We start from the raw sequence: 17,285 nt of genomic DNA, 5'->3' as shown, positions 1-17,285 counted from the left end.
CTCCTCAAGCCGCCAATAAAAAACGGGGCGTTAGTTTAACACGCCCCGTTACACCTTGAATGATCAGCTTACGCGCTACATTGATGGCACTTCGGCACCACGCAATTCAGCGTAAAGTTCGGGGTACGCTTGCTGTAGGCGCTCTAGTTCTTGTTCAGCTCCCTCAGGTAGCGCTTGACGAAGCTCCTCCATATCTTCTTCGCTGAAATGCTCATCTATCAACGGGAACAGACCCTCTCTCTCATGACGGAGATAGGCACGGTGTGCATCAAGGTACGCTTTCAACGCCTCTGCAAAAATATCCATGGGCAGCACGTTATCCATTAGAATCATGTCAATATCATTGGATAAACGAGACAGGCGTGGCTTTAATTTACGATAGTCACTGGCCATTTGCTCCATCAATGGAAGGTGCTCAGGGGCCTGCTTTTGCAGACGTTCCACGCAGATTTTTTCCAGCGGAGAAGCAAAACCATCCATATAAGACAAAATGTAGTCCACCACCTCACGCATCAACTGGAAGTCGGGCCGTTCACCACTCACGAGTGTTTTTTGTTTCAGCTGCAACACATGGAGCATTCGCGCCATGTTGGCATGATCTAGACGCAGTTGGTTTAACATCTTGCCGTCTCCTTTGTAAGTGCCTTACCTTTCGCCCATTGCCTGCTAACGCTTAGGCGCATGGCATGAGCTGGGTTCAACTACACTGGTGTTAATCGTTACCATGCGCCTTTGGCATTACCTAGGCAAGCAGGCGCTTATCCGTCGGTTATGCCCAAAGGTAGCCCGACGTTACATTATTTACCACAGACACGTGTTAATCGTTGATTGTTCAACAGCAAGATTTACGCTGGAAATTTATAGGGAACGTTTATATGGATCTTTTTGACCGCGCGTCCGTTACCACAAGTGAAGACGTGCCCCTTGCCTACCGTATGCGCCCTCTAACCCTTAACGATTACGTCGGCCAGCAAGCATTAGTGGGGCCTGAAAAACCGCTACGTCGAATGGCAGAGTCTGGTGTCGTACGCTCAATGATTTTATGGGGGCCACCTGGTGTGGGGAAAACCACGCTAGCAGAGTTACTAGCCCGCGCTTCTGGCGCTCATCTTGAGCATTTAAGTGCCGTCATGGCCGGTGTGAAAGAAATTCGTTCAGCAGTAGAGCGAGCACAGCAACGCACATCGCCCACGCTTCTATTCTTAGATGAAATTCATCGTTTGAACAAGAGTCAACAGGACGCGTTGCTGCCCCATGTGGAGTCCGGCCTGCTAACACTGATCGGCGCAACAACAGAAAACCCCTCTTTTGAGGTCAACTCGGCGCTACTTTCCCGTGCTCGGGTTTATGTACTTAAACCGCTGAGCCATGACGAACTTCTCCAGGTGTTGTCTCAGGCATTAAACGATGCTGAACATGGCCTGGGGAAGCGCCGCATCGAGATGGACGAGGGAGTATTAGAGGCACTTGCTCATGCCAGTGCAGGCGACGCGCGTCGCGCGCTGGGACTACTAGAAACGGCCTGCGACTTTACTGAACAACATGGTGATAAAGAGGTACTACACAAAGCGGTGTTAGCCGATGTGGTAGGTCATCAATCAAGCGCCTTTGATAAGCAGGGTGACGCTTATTACGATTTATTATCAGCAATTCATAAATCAATTCGCTCATCACGTCCTGATTCGGCTCTGCTGTATATGGCACGCTTTTTACAGGGCGGCGGCGACCCGCTTGATATCGTGCGCCGCTTAACGGCAATTGCCTCAGAAGATGTAGGAAATGCTGATCCACGAGCACTGCCCCTGGTCATTGCTGCCTGGGATGCCTACTTACGTTTAGGCGATTATGAGGGTCAGCGAGCGATTGCCCACGCTGCCATTCATTTAGCGGTTGCTCCAAAAAGTAATCGTATTGATCGTGCCTGGAAGGCTGCACAGCAGTTTGTGCAGCAGCAACCACAGTTGGAAGTTCCCAGCTATCTTCGCAACGCTCCCACCAAATTGATGGAGCAGTTAGGACATGGCCAAGGCTATCGCTACGCGCATAACGAACCCTATGGCTACCCTGCTGGCAGCGCTCATGACTGTTGGCCTGATGACTTACCTAAAGCACGATTTTATGAACCGAGCGTCTTTGGTCAGGAGAAACGCTTTGGTGAGATAATGGCGTGGCGGGAACAGCAGGACCTAGAGGCAGATCAGGCACCTTAAGGTGCCTGATCTAGTCATCGTGCGACATTATTACGAGCGTGTACTGCTCGTCTCACACCATTTTTTTACAGCTCTTCGCGGATAACATCAGTGCCTTCAGGAATATCAAAATTGAATAAGCTGCGGTCAATACTACCGTTACGAGTAATGTCGCTAAACGTAATCGCGGTGCGCTGACCAGTACTGTCCATCATCCACAGTTGCGTTAAGGTCTGATTGTCAAAGACCATGCTCAGCTCTTCGAATAACGTATCCGCTGAGATGGGAATCAGCGTAAACACGTCATCACCGTTCTGCTGCTCATGAAATACGTCATAGCTAGCAGTTAAATCGCTTGCACTGCCTGAGAGCAACAGCGCGGGGGTATGCGTGACCCGGTCATCCATTGCCTGAATGGTAACTTGCTCAAGATCAGGGTCATAGAGATAAACATCATCACCATCCGAGACGACGACTTGCGTATAAGGCGCATCGACTTCCCAACGTAGCATGCCAGGGCGCGAGAGCCACATTTCTCCACGCGCGCTCTGTAAACGCTCACCACCACCGTCCAGAATTTGCTGTTCAAACGTCGCTTGATAGTTCTCAAGCGGGTCAAGCCGCTCCGTAAGGCGCTCTGCAGCCTCGTTTGCCCACGCAATAGGCGATGCAAAGGCTAACCCTAGCGCACTGGCTGCTAACGCTAACGCTGATGAGCGTCGAGTATGTGTATCGCGCATTATATTCTCCCTAGGCAGTCATTGCCGAATAGCGGACGAGGCAAGGAGCGTTAAGACGATCCATGTAGCCTCTCAGACGCAAAACGCGCCGCAGGGTTTCACCTACGGCGCGACTTTCACGCTTATTGCATTATTGAACCAAGCGTCGGGCACTCATTAACAGATAAGTCAGTGGCCTATCGGGGGCGGTGCTAACACTTCACGGGCACCGTTAGAGCCCATAGAGGTAACCACACCGGCACCTTCCATTGCTTCCACCAAGCGCGCTGCGCGGTTATAGCCGATTTTGAAGCGACGCTGAACGGCAGATATTGAAGCTTTACGTGTTTCGGTAACAAACTGAACCGCCTCATCGTAAAGCGCATCCTGCTCAGCATCATCGCCATCGACACCCTCTGCCTCAAGCCCCGTCAGTGCATCGGCAGTGACACCGCCTGACAAAATCTCTTCAATGTACTCAGGCGCGCCACGTCGCTTCCAATCATCCACGACCCGGTGCACTTCGTCATCGTCTACAAAAGCACCATGAATCCGGTTAGGCGGCCCTGAGCCAGCGGGTAAGTAAAGCATATCACCATGGCCGAGCAGGCTCTCGGCGCCCCCCTGATCCAGAATGGTACGCGAATCAATCCGAGACGATACCTGGAAGGCCATTCGCGACGGAATATTCGCCTTAATCAGCCCCGTCACCACATCAACAGAGGGGCGCTGAGTAGCCAAAATCAGGTGGATACCCGCGGCACGCGCCTTTTGTGCCAAACGCGCAATGAGTTCTTCAACTTTCTTGCCGACGATCATAAACATGTCGGCGAATTCGTCGATCACCACCACGATGTAGGGCAGCTTTTCAAGGATTGGCGGCGTCTGATGCATTTCCCAAGGCTGCGGCTCCCAAAGCGGGTCGGCAACTTGTGCGCCGGCACTCTCAGCCTCATCTAAACGACCATTAAAGCCTGCAATGTTGCGCACCCCCATTGCCGCCATTAATTTGTAGCGGCGCTCCATCTCCGCAACACACCAGCGCAGACTGTTTGCAGCTTCCTTCATATCCGTGACCACGGGGGCCAAAAGGTGCGGAATGCCATCGTAAACTGACAGCTCCAGCATTTTTGGGTCAACCATGATCAGCTTGAGCTCATCTGGGGTCGCTTTTAGCAACATGGAAATCAGCATGGCATTCACACCCACTGACTTACCAGACCCCGTCGTACCCGCAACCAGAAGATGCGGCATCTTACCTAGATTAGCGACAACGGGCCCGCCGCCAATGTCCTGACCCAACGCCATGGTCAGTGGCGAGCTTTCCTGTTGATAGCGGTCAGAGTCAATGACTTCACGCAGACGAATCATCGCTCGATGGGGGTTAGGTATTTCAATGCCGACCGTTGGACGACCAGGAATCACCTCAACCACACGTACACTCTTGACCATTAACGAACGTGCTAGGTCTTTAGCAAGGTTACTGATTTTGGAAACTTTCACCCCAGCCGCTGGTTTAATTTCAAACCGGGTGATAACAGGGCCAGGCCATGTATCAACGACTTCTGCTTTAACACCATACTCACGCAGCCGCACTTCCAGGAGCTCCGCCATATCAGCAAGCTGCTCGTCGGTGTAATTAGGCTCATGCGGCTCTGGAGGCGTCAGCAGTTGGAGACTAGGCACATCCCCTTCTGGCTCATCGAATGTTTCAAACGCTGGACGCTGGCTCTGCAAATGCTCAACGGTCCACAGAGTAGGCCCATTGTCAGATTCTTTTTCCTCAGAAGAGGCCACGTCGGCAGACATGTCATTTGAATCCACCATCTCAGAAGACGCACCTCGGGGAACCTCAACCCTGGGCGCCTCTTCCCTGGATACATCAGTCCTGGATACATCAGAATCATGTAGCGTTGGCTCTTGGCGCACGGCAGTAACGGCTGGCCGTGCGACAGGGAGGTCGTCTTCCTCATCATCCCATACCGGTTCAGGCACGACTTCAGGTACCCGTTCGGAACGAGGCTCAGGGGGCGTCGCATGCACAGGGCGAGAGTAAGGTTCATCGCGCGGCGTGATTGCCGGCGTATGCTCGGGTTCAGGCATGCTGGTAGAAACAGGCGCCATCTCACGTTCAACATTGTCGCCTTGCTTAGCTGCATCATGCTGTTTTATTTCATGCGCTGCATAAGACATCGCCTGAGACGTAGCTTGAGGCTCTGTTTCATCGCGTGATATGTCTGTCGATGAATGCAATGGCTGCGTTTCTGCTGGCTGGAAACTAGGCGCAGGATGAGAAGCCGTTTTTTCACCGGCTAGTTCATCACGCGCTGGCTGATCGAACGTTGGCTCTGCCTCTCTCGCGGAGAGCGGTACTGAAGGTGTTGGCTCGCTGCTTTCGTCCTTGATGCGCACCGCAAAAGCATCCTCGCGAGGCGCGCTAGGCAATTTTTCCTCGACATCTTCTACAGCGTCTTCCGCAACTTTTTCCACATCGTTGTTCACAACAGGCTCTATTTTAGGCTCTGTTTTAACTTCTGTTTTAACTTCTGTTTTAACTTCTGCTTTAGCTTCACGCCGCTCTTCAGCTGCGGTTTCAAGCGGCCGGTCATTAGGCTCAACCGGCGGAGCATCCTGAGGGGCGTCCATCTCAGGAGCAGGCTGCTCAGGCGCAGTTGAGGATGTACGCTTGGGCATCTCTTCCTCAGGCAATGCACCCGAAAATGCAGCCGCTGCCCATGGAATTGAGGTATCTGTCGTTGAAAGACTAGGCTCACGACGTACGCGGCTGCTTTCTTGGGCGGGTGTTTGCTGGTGACTATTTTCTTTTTGACTTGGGCGTTGCGAGTCACTCTCTGGCTTAGCCGCTTTAAATTCAGCTAGTGGTTTCTCTTTTACTTTCTGAGACGCTGCTTTCGCGGCAGCACGCACAGCAGCACGCTGGGAGCGCCTCTCACGCCCTTTAGCGCGCCGAGCGCTGAACCAGCCCCCTACTTTACACAGACGACGACCAAGCTCATCAGCCACCTGTAACCACGACATGCCGCTAAACAGTGGAAAACCGATCAAGATTAGCGCAGCAGAAATAAGACCAACGCCACCATTGCTGACAAGTGGTTTCAGAGTGCTCACTAACCCTTCGCCCAATATACCGCCAGAGGCGTAAGGCAAAATGCTGTCAGGATGATAAAAATGCAGCGCACCCAACATCGTCGTGCCGAAGATAAGCAGCACTAATCCTCCGGTATGGACAGCAATCGCTACCGGATCGATATCAAAGCGTACTTGGCGTGACCTCATTAGCCACCAGGCCGCATAACCAAACATTCCCGGCCACCACAAGGCACTTGCTCCCAGCAGCGAATAAAGCACGTCCGCCAGCCAGGCACCAACAGGCCCCATCCAGTTATGAACATCCGTTTCCGGCCCTTGATAAGACCAACCTGGGTCGGCAGGGTCATAACTAAACAGTGCCAATAACAAAAACACGCACAGCGCAAGCAGCACGACGACCACGCCTTCGCGCGCCGAGCCCTGCAAGCGCAGACCAAATCGGCGAGCTTTATCCTTTGCGGCTTTAACTCGCCCAGTTGAGGCCGTTGATGATGGTTGACGCGAGTTACGTTGCGTTCGCTTGTCTACCGCCTTATTTACTTTCAAGCGATTCTCCCTTTACACCTCAATGGTGTCTTTAATCCACTTGCGAGTTTGCATCATACCGAGCATCCTTTCGCCGTCACAGCGCTTCTATCGAAGTGTTCAGTAACAGGAGCAAACAATGCTACCTTGGCTTTCATCGCCACAGCCTATCTTTCCGTCTACCGACCTTGCCCTCGAGTCACCGAACGGCCTTCTTGCCGCAGGCGGAGAGCTATCCCCCCACTGGTTAATTCACGCTTACCGAAAGGGTATTTTCCCATGGTATAGCGATGATGAACCTATTTTGTGGTGGAGCCCCAACCCACGTATGGTATTGCAACCAGCACAGTTTAAACGACGTCGTAGCCTTGTTAAGCGATTGCGCCATGGTGGCTTTATCGTCACTCTGGATCAACAGTTTGAAAACATTGTTAAAGCATGCGCTGCGCCACGCTCTGGGGAACCAGGCACCTGGATCAATCAAGATATGCGTCACGCTTACCAACGTCTACATGAGCTAGGCATCGCGCATAGCATTGAAGTACATCTTGATGGCCAACTGGTTGGCGGGCTTTATGGATTAGCAATGGGGCCAATTTTCTTTGGTGAATCAATGTTCTCGAAAGTGCCCGATGCCTCTAAAATTGCCCTCGCCCACTTAGCCCATGCCATGCAACACCATGAGGGTAAACTGATCGACTGCCAGATGCACACACCTCACTTGGCGAGCCTTGGTGCGACAACAGTCGCTCGTAAGACGTTCATCAACTATCTTGAAAAGTGGTTGCCTAACGAGGCATTTAACTTAACGAATATGACCAATGAAGCGCCTACTATACCTGGATCACCGTGGCTTAACGTTATTGCTTCGGCCAATCACCCGGAATGGTAAGCGTATTCAAGCTAGTCCATGTTCAAACTAAGCAAGGAGGCAAGCCGTGAGTAGTAACGCTCCTCGCCGCCCTGTGCGGGATTTGCGCTTCTTCCTAACCGTTCCCCATGCCTGCAGCTATCTTCCTGGCAAGGAAGCAACCACTCTGTTTCTGGATCCCCAGGAATCTCCCGTTCCCGGCGTTTATGACTCACTTTCGTTACTCGGCTTTCGTCGCAGCGGTCGCCATCTATACCGCCCTCACTGCGAGGGTTGCAATGCCTGTCGCTCAGTACGCATTCCTATCAGCGACTTTAGCGCTAATCGCACCCAACGCAAACTCCGGCGCCTTAATGCCGATATTGCTACACGGGTAGTGCCTGCACGCTATGAGGCAGAGCATTATGCACTCTATGCAGACTATATCCGCTTACGCCACGCTGATGGTGACATGTATCCGCCGAGCCGAGAGCAGTATCGTACCTTTTTAACGCTTGAAGAACCCTATGCACACCTTTTAGAAATGCACCTGGATGGGAAGCTCGTCGCGGTCGCGGCATTTGATCAACTTGAGCATGGGCTATCGGCTATTTACACGTTTTTCAGTGTCGATAAGACCTTGGAAAAGCGATCACTGGGAACGTTTGCTATTCTTAAACTCATTGAGCTGTGTGGTGAAAAGTCTCTCCCCCACTTGTATCTTGGGTATTGGATTGAGGAGTGCCGTAAGATGCGTTACAAGCGCGCGTTCACCCCAATAGAGGTGCTCGACGGGCGTCATTGGCGGCCTTTAATTTGCTAAACTTGCCAGCTTTTTTGCCTTGATGGCAGGCTTACGGCACAATATAGCGCTGCTTGCTGGGCAATCGTCATCTGACGATGCCCACTAAAGTAACTAATTAGACCAAACCATTACGTTAAATAAGTGAGGATCTGCCTATATGGCACGCGAAGATCATATTGAAATGGAAGGCGTTATTGTTGATACCCTTCCCAACACCATGTTCCGTGTTGAGCTGGAAAACGGCCACGTCGTTACCGCTCATATTTCAGGCAAAATGCGCAAAAACTACATCCGCATCCTGACAGGTGACAAGGTAAAAGTAGAGCTGACGCCCTACGATCTGTCAAAAGGCCGTATTGTTTATCGCTCGCGCTAAGCCTTGGTAACGCCTACAAGCAAACACTGCCCGCGCATGCACGCATCCTGACTGAAAATATAGCGTAAGTACGGCGCCGCTCTCTGCAAACGACAACGCCCCGTCGGATGACAGGGCGCTGTGCTTTAGTGAGGCATGAGATAAGGGCTTGATGTAGACTTAGGTGGCCTTAGCGCCCTTTTCAGGGCGCATCCGCCATCTCCGACTCCGTTGACAAATGCAGCTCTCCCTCTTCAAGGCTAACGTGCACAATGCCGCCTTGATCAGCCAGCTCGCCAAACAGAATCATCTCGGCCAACGGCTTTTTCAGCTTCTCTTGGATCAAGCGGGCCATTGGGCGCGCACCCATATCGGGATCGTAGCCTTTCTCTGCCAACCAGTCTCTCGCGGTATCATCGACTTCAAGCTGTACACGCTTTTCGTCCAGCTGCGCCTGTAGCTCGATCAGGAACTTATCGACAACGTTACGCACAACAGACGTTGGCAGCGCATGGAACTGGATAATACCATCCAAGCGGTTGCGGAACTCAGGCGAGAAGGTGCGTCGAATCACCTCCATCGCGTCGGTTGAGTGGTCTTGGCTTTGGAAACCGATAGAGCGCCGCGATGCCTGCTCTGCCCCTGCGTTAGAAGTCATGATCAGGATAACGTGACGGAAATCCGCCTCGCGGCCATTGTTGTCTGTCAAACGACCGTGATCCATAACCTGCAGCAGCAGGTTAAACACTTCAGGGTGCGCCTTCTCAATTTCATCTAGCAGCAATACACAATGCGGCTGCTTGGTGACGGCTTCCGTTAACAGCCCCCCTTGGTCATAGCCGACATAGCCTGGCGGGGCACCAATCAAGCGTGAAACAGTATGACGCTCCATGTACTCCGACATATCAAAGCGTACTAGTTCGATACCCATGATATGCGCCAGCTGCTTAGCCACTTCGGTTTTACCAACACCGGTTGGGCCAGCAAACAAGAAACTACCTACTGGCTTATCTGGTGATTTCAAACCGGCACGGGAAAGCTTAATGGCAGCGGAGAGAGTATCGATGGCCTCATCTTGACCGAACACCAACATTTTCAAGTCGCGGTCGAGCTTCTCAAGCAACTTACGATCAGAACTTGAAACACTCTTTGGCGGAATGCGCGCAATAGACGCCACTACCGCTTCTACCTGCTCAACATCAATGGTGTCAGTCCGCACTTCCGGCGGCAGCATACGCTGATGCGCGCCTGCCTCATCAATCACATCGATGGCTTTATCGGGTAGGTAACGGTCATTGATATAGCGATCAGCCAAACGAGCGGCACTCTCTAGCGCACCATCGGTGTACTTAATTTCATGGTGCTCCTCAAAGCGCGAACGTAACCCCTTGAGGATCTTGATGGTGTCATCCACAGAGGGTGCTAGCACATCCACTTTTTGGAACCGGCGAGCCAGGGCACGATCTTTCTCAAAAATACCGCGGAACTCTTGGAACGTTGTCGAACCGATACACCGTAATTCACCAGAAGAAAGCAAGGGTTTCAGCAAGTTAGATGCATCCATTACGCCACCCGAGGCAGCACCCGCACCTATTACGGTGTGAATCTCATCAATAAAGAGCACGGCGTTAGGCTGCTTGCGTAATTCACTAAGTAAGCTTTTTAGGCGTTTCTCGAAATCACCGCGGTATTTAGTACCCGCTAACAACGCTCCCATATCAAGCGAGTAAACCACTGCATCGGCAATCACATCCGGCACGTCTTCTTCAACAATACGCTTTGCTAAGCCTTCTGCGATAGCGGTTTTACCAACACCCGCCTCGCCAACCAATAGCGGGTTATTCTTGCGCCGGCGGGCAAGGATTTGCACCACGCGCTCAAGTTCATGGTCGCGCCCAATCAATGGATCTATTTTGCCTTGACGCGCCTGCTCGTTCAGGTTGGTAGCGTAACCGGTTAACGGATGCGCAGCCCCTTCAGAACTACCCTCTTCAGCATCTTCACTCTCTTGAGAAGACGGCGATGGAGCAGGCCCATGGCCAGCCACCTTCGAAATACCGTGAGCGATATAGTTAACAGCGTCTACGCGCGCAACGCTTTGTTGCTTGAGGAAGTAAACGGCTTGGCTTTCCTGCTCAGAGAAAATAGCGACCAGCACATTAGCGCCAGTCACTTCACTCTTTCCAGATGACTGCACATGAAATACAGCACGTTGCAGTACGCGCTGAAACCCAAGGGTAGGCTGGGTTTCGCGATCCGCCTGACTCTCAGGAATCAATGGCGTGGTCGAATTAATAAAATCCTGCAGATCGGACCGCAGCTTATCGAGATTCGCCCCACACGCCTTTAGCACGTCAACTGCTGACGCATTATCCAACAACGCCAGGAGCAGGTGCTCAACGGTCATAAACTCGTGGCGCTTTGAGCGAGCCACGGTGAAGGCCGTGTTCAGGGTAAGTTCAAGTTCTTTGCTCAGCATGGCAGTCCCCTTTTCGCTACTACCTAGGGCGTGTCGCCACCTAGGGCTTGCGTCGGATCAGTTTAATCGACCGGCACTTTCAACATCGGGTACAAATGGCGCACTTGCAAGGCCCATCGCTAATTTTTTTCAACGCTTTCAGTCAGCAGCTTCGATATCACACATTAAAGGATGCTCGCATTCGCGGGCATATTCATTGACTTGGTAACTTTTCGTTTCTGCAATATCCCGCGTAAAGATACCGCACGTCGCTTTACCTTGGGTATGCACCGCAAGCATGACCTGGACCGCTTGCTCACTATCCATATTAAAAAATTCCTGTAATACCTCAACAACGAACTCCATCGGTGTGAAATCATCATTGTGAAGTACCACTTTGTACAACGGTGGCCGAGCAAGCTCTGGCTCAGCTGGCTGAACGGCTAGGTCATCATCATATTCAGGCGCATCTGGCCGAGTCATTCCTGCGTGCAGGATAGCCATGACGCATAGGCTGTCTGTAGTAGGCATAAGCAGCAAGGGTTATCGTCTCTTAGCTGGCAAGTGGTGTCTTACGGCGCTTGAATCATCCATCCTAGCTTGAAATGCACTAACATTAATTGCGCTAGATTTGATCACTCTGATTCTGCTCTCCAAAGTAAGACGCCCGTTACCATCAAGGGTTCATGGAAAATACAAAAATTAGCATACTAAATAAGACAAAAAACCCTCGCCCACCAAGGCGGGCGAGGGATATCACAGCGTTTTCATGCGTATTGCCCAGCGGCAGCGCAGACTGCTGGTGATTTAAGTCTTAACCGTTTGCGACCATTGCAAGGGCGTCGTTGAGCGTCTTACTCGGGCGCATAACTTGACTAGCGACTTCCCCATTCGGGTGGTAATAGCCTTTAAGGTCAACAGGCTGGCCTTGCACGCCATTCAGCTCGTCAATGATCGTAGCTTCATTGGCTTTCAGCGTTTCTACCAAACGGGCAAAGCGTGTTTTTAGTTCAGCGTCTTCATCCTGAGCTGCTAGTGCTTCTGCCCAATAGAGCGCTAGATAGAAGTGGCTTCCTCGGTTATCAAGCTCACCCACTTTGCGCGAAGGTGATTTATTGCTCTCAAGGAACTTGCCGTTAGCTTCATCCAACGCTTTCGCCAGCAACTTAGCACGGTCGTTGCCAAAACGTTTGGCAAGGTGTTCCAAAGAAGCAACCAGCGCCAGGAACTCGCCAAGGCTATCCCAACGTAAGTGGTTCTCTTCAAGCAGCTGTTGAACGTGCTTAGGTGCGGAACCACCGGCCCCCGTTTCAAACAGGCCGCCGCCATCCATCAACGGCACGATAGAGAGCATTTTGGCACTAGTGCCCAATTCAAGAATCGGGAATAGGTCTGTCAGGTAATCGCGGAGAATGTTGCCCGTCACCGAGATCGTATCGAGACCACGAATCACGCGCTCAAGGGTGTAACGCATCGCCCGAACTTGAGACATGATATGGATTTCGAGGCCATCAGTGTCGTGATCTTTGAGGTACGTTTTGACCTTTTTGATCAGCTCATTCTCGTGCGGACGGTAAGGATCAAGCCAGAACACCGTCGGCATACCAGAATCACGGCAGCGCTCGACCGCCAGCTTCACCCAGTCGCGAATCGGCGCATCTTTAACCTGACACATACGCCAGATATCGCCCTGCTCCACTGTCTGTGACAGCAGTACTTCTCCCGTATCCAGATCAGTGATGTTGGCAACACCATCTGCAGGCACTTCGAAGGTCTTATCGTGTGAGCCGTACTCTTCGGCTTTTTGCGCCATCAAACCAACATTGGGAACGGTACCCATTGTGGCCGGATCAAACGCGCCGTGCCATTTACAAAAGTTGATCATTTCCTGATAGATACGCGCAAACGTCGACTCAGGCATGACGGCTTTGACGTCCTTGAGACGACCATCAGCGCCGTACATCTTACCGCCAGCGCGAATCATTGCAGGCATCGAAGCATCGACAATCACATCGCTGGGCGAGTGGAAGTTGGTGATGCCGCGAGCCGAATCAACCATTGCCAGTTCTGGGCGCTTGTCATGGCACGCATGCAGATCACTAATGACTTCATCACGCTGGGATTCTGGCAAGGTCGCAATTTTATCGTAGAGATTAGCGATGCCGTTGTTAACATCGACACCCAACTCTTTGAAGAGCTCACCGTGCTTCTCAAAGGCGTCCTTGTAGAAAATTTTGACGCAGTGCCCGAACACGATGGGGTGCGAGACCTTCATCATCGTCGCTTTTACGTGTAATGAGAACATCACACCGGTCTTACGCGCATCCTCGATTTCACGCTCGTAAAACTCCAGCAACGCTTTCTTGCTCATAAACATGCTGTCGATGATTTCGCCTTCCAGCAGCTCGACCCGGGGCTTGAGCACCTTGGTTTCACCGTTGGCAGTGATCAGCTCCATCTTGACGTTGCGGGCGCGATCCAGAGTCATCGACTTCTCGCCGTGGTAGAAGTCGCCACTATGCATGTGCGAAACATGGGTGCGCGATGCCTGGCTCCACTCCCCCATAGAGTGCGGGTACTTGCGGGCGTACTCTTTCACGGCTTTCGGAGCGCGGCGATCAGAGTTACCTTCACGCAATACGGGGTTAACTGCGCTGCCTTTCACTTTGTCGTAGCGCGCTTTGATATCTTTCTCTTCATCGCTGCTGGGGTCGTCCGGATACTCGGGCAGCTTGTAACCTTGTTCTTGCAGCTCTTTGATCACCGCCCGTAGCTGCGGCATAGAAGCACTGATATTCGGTAATTTGATGATATTGGCTTCAGGAACCTTGGCCAGTGCACCCAATTCGGCCAAGTGGTCTTCGATACGCTGCTCTTCAGTCAAGTAGTCGGGAAATAAAGAGAGAACGCGAGCCGCCAGGGAAATATCCCGGGTTTCCACCTCGATACCCGCAGCGTCGGTGAAAGCGTCAATAATCGGTAGCAAAGAGTATGTCGCGAGCGCAGGCGCTTCGTCGGTGAGCGTGTAAATGATCTTCGGCGTTTTAGACATTTTGCGTTAACCTCTTTTTTCTATCGCTGTGATTATAGAGATCCTGAGCGACGCGACTTCTTCAACGAGAGACCATGCCGCGAAGCAGGCGGGGCCATTTAATTTGGCTTTCCCGGTTATCAATCGGTGGTTTTTACAGTGGTTATTTCAGTGGAAATTACGACAACTCCAGCACGACATAAACGCGATTCAAAGGCGGCTTTTCAAGAACTGCCTTTGAAAGATTAGCCTCAAAGTATACCAGCGCTGCATTTTAATCGCATGAGAGATTGTCGACAAATCAAGGGCACCCTTCTAAAGAGATTATGAGCACTTTATATTTACTGCATAAACCCTATCGTATGCTCTCTCAGTTTACCGACAAACAAGGCCGCGCCACATTAGCCGATGTTATAGATGTGCCTGGCGTGTACGCCGCAGGGCGGCTTGATTATGACTCTGAGGGTCTGCTGTTATTAAGTGATGACGGCAGTCTCATTCACCGTATCGCCCACCCACGTCATAAGCAGCCCAAAACTTACTGGGTGCAGCTCGAAGGGCAGATTAATGATGAGGCAATGAATGCGCTGAAAAACGGTGTCACCTTAAAAGATGGCCCAACCCAGCCAGCAAAAGCCCGGCGCATTGCGCCACCTGCCATTGCGCTACGCGACTCAAGGATTGACCCTAAGCGCCACCCCACCACCAGTTGGTTAGAGTTAACCATCAGCGAAGGCCGCAACCGCCAAGTACGGCGCATGACCGCCCATGTAGGTTTTCCTACGTTGAGATTGATACGCGCGGCGATTGGCACATGGCAACTTGGTGACTTGGCCCCTGGCGAGTGGCGCAAACAAACACTACACGCTCCACGCCCCACTAAATCGTCAAAACGCAGTGGCGCTCCTCGGCACAGGCACTCCAAATGAGCAGTGAGATGATAAAAAACGCCATTATCAGAAGCACCGTTGCCTGCGTGATCCAGCGCAACGATCGTTTTTTGATGGTGGAAGAAGCCCGCGGCGGCAGGCAAACCGTGTTTAACCAACCAGCTGGACATGTAGAGCCAGGCGAAGGCCCGATGGCAGCCATCTTGCGTGAAGTGCAAGAAGAAACTGCTTGGCAGGTGACGCTAACCGACTACTTAGGGCTTTATGTCTTCCACACGCCCGAAGGCCTTACCTTTCATAGTCATGGTTTTATAGCCACACCAGACGTCATGCTCTCATCACCCATTGATAGCGACATCACCGCCACTCACTGGCTCACACTGAATGACATCAAAGCCCTCGACGATGCCGATCGGCTGCGCAGCCCCCTGGTGCTTAAGCGGATCGAAAATGCCATTAAGGGTCGCAGTTTTCCTCTGGCCGTGATTCATGAGTGAAGCACTCGAAGCACCAAGCCTCCATCGTGTATAATCAGCACCCAATTGCACACTACTTCAACTGAGGATGCCAATGACATCCACCCATGGCACGTCTATTCCTGAAGCGCCCGAGACCCAAAAAGTAATTGTTGGCATGTCGGGCGGCGTTGATTCATCGGTTTCTGCTCTCCTTCTACTCCAACAAGGGTATGAGGTTGAGGGCCTGTTTATGAAGAATTGGGATGAAGACGACGGCACCGAATACTGCACGGCAAAAGAAGATCTTGCCGATGCAGAGGCTGTGTGTGAGAAGCTGGGCATCAAATTGCATACGGCCAATTTCGCATCCGAGTATTGGGATAACGTCTTCGAGCATTTTCTGGCCGAATACAAAGCGGGCAGAACGCCCAATCCCGACATCCTGTGCAACCGAGAGATCAAATTTAAGGTCTTTCTAGACTACGCTGAAATGCTAGGCGCCGATAAAATCGCAACCGGGCATTATGTTCGTCAAGGGGTTCGCGGAGGACGCCCGCGCCTGTTAAAAGGTGTGGATAGCAATAAAGATCAAAGCTATTTCCTGCACGCGGTGCCTGAAGCAGCGATTGCGCGCACCCTGTTTCCGGTTGGTGAGCTTGAAAAGCCTGCCGTTAGAGCCTTGGCTGAACAGTACGATCTTATTACCGCCAAGAAAAAAGACTCTACTGGTATTTGCTTTATCGGCGAGCGCCGCTTCCGCGACTTTTTGCAGCAATACCTGCCCGCACAACCCGGCAATATTGAAACGCCCGAAGGCGATGTCATTGGCAAGCATATGGGACTGATGTACTACACCCTGGGGCAGCGCCAAGGGTTAGGCATCGGTGGTCTCGCCAACTATTCGGAAGACCCATGGTATGTAGTGGCCAAAGACCTTGAGCGTAATGTATTGATTGTCGTCCAAGGCAAGCATCACCACCTACTGTTCACCAATGCGTTGGCCACTGAAGCCATGGATTGGGTAGCAGGTGAACCGCCTGCCGCACAGGGCCGTTACACCGCCAAAACCCGCTATCGTCAAAGTGATTGCCCATGTGCAATCCATGCGCTGCCCGACGGCACTGTTGAGGTGGTGTTTGATGATCCTCAGTGGGCAGTCACACCGGGCCAGTCATTGGTACTTTATGATGGTGAAATTTGCTTAGGCGGCGGCGTTATTCGCGCCACTTGGAATACCACGGAGGCCGCTGCATGAGCGCTACCCCTATTCATCGCGCGCCGGAGTCTCAAGCCGCTCGCCAAGCACTGGCGCTGGCCGGCGTCTTTCAATCCGCTAGTTTGGTAGATGAACTCGCGCGTACTGGACAAGTAGACCCTCGCGCCTGGGAAACACTCATCAATGCAACCGTGGACACCAACCCGGAAAGCTTTGAAGCTATTTATGGCGGCCACCCCAATAATTTACGCCGCGGATTAGAAACACTCGAAGCCCTTGTTGGCCGCAAACAAGCCAACCCTGTGGTTCTCCGCTACGGTTTTTCGCTGCTACTGTTAATGAATAAACTGCGCACTGACCGCCATATGATGGATTTACTTGGTCAAAAGCTGTCCCACGTACAGGGGCAGGCAGAGCACTTCGGCAGCACTCATGAAAATGTGATTGCAAGCCTGGGTGATGCCTACCAAGAAACCATTTCGACGTTCAAAACCCGCATCGTGGTTCAGGGCGACCCCTCTTTACTGCAGACTCGCATGATGCCCGAGCGGGTGCGCGCCTGTTTGATGGCGGGCATACGTTTTGCGCTGCTATGGCACCAACAAGGCGGCCGTCGCTGGAAGCTTGTCTTCCAGCGTAAAGCGTTGAGGCGCGCGCTTGATAGCCTTGGCTAACGCG

At 52.2% G+C, this 17,285-nt stretch carries 14 protein-coding genes; 8 read left to right on the top strand and 6 right to left on the bottom strand.

The annotated features are described in order from the left end of the window. Positions 1-75: 75 nt before the first annotated feature. Positions 76-621, bottom strand: coding sequence for a hemerythrin domain-containing protein (locus NDQ72_06075; GenBank protein ID WKD29513.1), 546 nt, complete (start codon positions 619-621; stop codon positions 76-78). Between the two features lie 254 nt (positions 622-875). Here NDQ72_06075 and NDQ72_06070 point away from each other — a divergent pair, with 254 nt between their 5' ends. Continuing rightward, the gene (locus tag NDQ72_06070) at positions 876-2,210 is read left to right on the top strand and encodes a replication-associated recombination protein A (GenBank protein ID WKD29512.1); all 1,335 of its coding nucleotides are present in this window, start codon (positions 876-878) and stop codon (positions 2,208-2,210) included. A 65-nt stretch (positions 2,211-2,275) separates the two neighbouring features. Here the strand turns inward: NDQ72_06070 and lolA are convergent, their stop codons facing one another. Both lolA and NDQ72_06060 read right to left on the bottom strand, forming a co-directional pair. Continuing rightward, complete coding sequence (lolA, locus tag NDQ72_06065; GenBank protein WKD29511.1) at positions 2,276-2,929, bottom strand: outer membrane lipoprotein chaperone LolA; 654 nt, start codon at positions 2,927-2,929, stop codon at positions 2,276-2,278. A 168-nt stretch (positions 2,930-3,097) separates the two neighbouring features. Further along, positions 3,098-6,565, bottom strand: a complete 3,468-nt coding sequence (locus NDQ72_06060) for a DNA translocase FtsK 4TM domain-containing protein (protein WKD29510.1) — start codon at positions 6,563-6,565, stop codon at positions 3,098-3,100. A 118-nt stretch (positions 6,566-6,683) separates the two neighbouring features. Between NDQ72_06060 and aat the strand changes: the two genes are divergently transcribed. From aat to infA, 3 genes are all read left to right on the top strand, one after another. After that, complete coding sequence (aat, locus tag NDQ72_06055) at positions 6,684-7,436, top strand: leucyl/phenylalanyl-tRNA--protein transferase (GenBank protein WKD29509.1); 753 nt, start codon at positions 6,684-6,686, stop codon at positions 7,434-7,436. 46 nt (positions 7,437-7,482) lie between these two features. Continuing rightward, a complete protein-coding gene (locus tag NDQ72_06050) occupies positions 7,483-8,217 on the top strand; it encodes an arginyltransferase (protein ID WKD29508.1) in 735 nt (244 codons plus the stop codon). Positions 8,218-8,356: 139 nt separating this feature from the next. Next, complete coding sequence (gene infA, locus NDQ72_06045; GenBank protein ID WKD29507.1) at positions 8,357-8,575, top strand: translation initiation factor IF-1; 219 nt, start codon at positions 8,357-8,359, stop codon at positions 8,573-8,575. A gap of 181 nt (positions 8,576-8,756) precedes the next feature. On the opposite strand, the gene clpA is transcribed toward infA, so the two are convergent. The 3 genes from clpA to NDQ72_06030 form a co-directional block, all read right to left on the bottom strand. Next, positions 8,757-11,033 (bottom strand): ATP-dependent Clp protease ATP-binding subunit ClpA, encoded by a 2,277-nt coding sequence (gene clpA, locus NDQ72_06040; GenBank protein ID WKD29506.1) that lies wholly within the window; start codon positions 11,031-11,033, stop codon positions 8,757-8,759. A 138-nt stretch (positions 11,034-11,171) separates the two neighbouring features. Beyond that, positions 11,172-11,516, bottom strand: a complete 345-nt coding sequence (clpS, locus tag NDQ72_06035; protein ID WKD30357.1) for an ATP-dependent Clp protease adapter ClpS — start codon at positions 11,514-11,516, stop codon at positions 11,172-11,174. A 310-nt stretch (positions 11,517-11,826) separates the two neighbouring features. After that, positions 11,827-14,064 carry an NADP-dependent isocitrate dehydrogenase gene (locus NDQ72_06030; protein ID WKD29505.1) on the bottom strand — a complete coding sequence of 746 codons (2,238 nt, stop codon included), beginning with the start codon at positions 14,062-14,064 and terminating at the stop codon, positions 11,827-11,829. Positions 14,065-14,369: 305 nt separating this feature from the next. Here NDQ72_06030 and NDQ72_06025 point away from each other — a divergent pair, with 305 nt between their 5' ends. The 4 genes from NDQ72_06025 (at position 14,370) to hflD (ending at position 17,281) form a co-directional block, all read left to right on the top strand. Further along, the gene (locus tag NDQ72_06025) at positions 14,370-14,972 is read left to right on the top strand and encodes a pseudouridine synthase (protein ID WKD29504.1); all 603 of its coding nucleotides are present in this window, start codon (positions 14,370-14,372) and stop codon (positions 14,970-14,972) included. Between the two features lie 8 nt (positions 14,973-14,980). Next, the gene (locus NDQ72_06020; protein WKD29503.1) at positions 14,981-15,430 is read left to right on the top strand and encodes an NUDIX hydrolase; all 450 of its coding nucleotides are present in this window, start codon (positions 14,981-14,983) and stop codon (positions 15,428-15,430) included. 73 nt (positions 15,431-15,503) lie between these two features. After that, on the top strand, positions 15,504-16,646 hold the full coding sequence (gene mnmA / locus NDQ72_06015) for a tRNA 2-thiouridine(34) synthase MnmA (GenBank protein WKD29502.1): 1,143 nt from the start codon (positions 15,504-15,506) through the stop codon (positions 16,644-16,646). Further along, a complete protein-coding gene (gene hflD, locus NDQ72_06010; protein WKD29501.1) occupies positions 16,643-17,281 on the top strand; it encodes a high frequency lysogenization protein HflD in 639 nt (212 codons plus the stop codon). Before mnmA ends, hflD begins: the two co-directional genes overlap by 4 nt. Positions 17,282-17,285: the final 4 nt, after the last annotated feature.

It is taken from the genome of Halomonas sp. KG2 (assembly GCA_030440445.1).
Classification (GTDB): Bacteria; Pseudomonadota; Gammaproteobacteria; order Pseudomonadales; family Halomonadaceae; genus Vreelandella.
This window is presented reverse-complemented; position numbering and strand designations above follow the sequence as displayed.

Coding starts and splice junctions, on each gene's coding strand:
- NDQ72_06075 (WKD29513.1), bottom strand. CDS start 621: ATGTTAAACCAACTGCGTCTAGATCATGCCAACATGGCGCGAATGCTC.
- NDQ72_06070 (WKD29512.1), top strand. CDS start 876: ATGGATCTTTTTGACCGCGCGTCCGTTACCACAAGTGAAGACGTGCCC.
- lolA (WKD29511.1), bottom strand. CDS start 2,929: ATGCGCGATACACATACTCGACGCTCATCAGCGTTAGCGTTAGCAGCC.
- aat (WKD29509.1), top strand. CDS start 6,684: ATGCTACCTTGGCTTTCATCGCCACAGCCTATCTTTCCGTCTACCGAC.
- infA (WKD29507.1), top strand. CDS start 8,357: ATGGCACGCGAAGATCATATTGAAATGGAAGGCGTTATTGTTGATACC.
- clpA (WKD29506.1), bottom strand. CDS start 11,033: ATGCTGAGCAAAGAACTTGAACTTACCCTGAACACGGCCTTCACCGTG.
- clpS (WKD30357.1), bottom strand. CDS start 11,516: ATGGCTATCCTGCACGCAGGAATGACTCGGCCAGATGCGCCTGAATAT.
- NDQ72_06030 (WKD29505.1), bottom strand. CDS start 14,064: ATGTCTAAAACGCCGAAGATCATTTACACGCTCACCGACGAAGCGCCT.
- NDQ72_06025 (WKD29504.1), top strand. CDS start 14,370: ATGAGCACTTTATATTTACTGCATAAACCCTATCGTATGCTCTCTCAG.
- NDQ72_06020 (WKD29503.1), top strand. CDS start 14,981: ATGATAAAAAACGCCATTATCAGAAGCACCGTTGCCTGCGTGATCCAG.
- mnmA (WKD29502.1), top strand. CDS start 15,504: ATGACATCCACCCATGGCACGTCTATTCCTGAAGCGCCCGAGACCCAA.
- hflD (WKD29501.1), top strand. CDS start 16,643: ATGAGCGCTACCCCTATTCATCGCGCGCCGGAGTCTCAAGCCGCTCGC.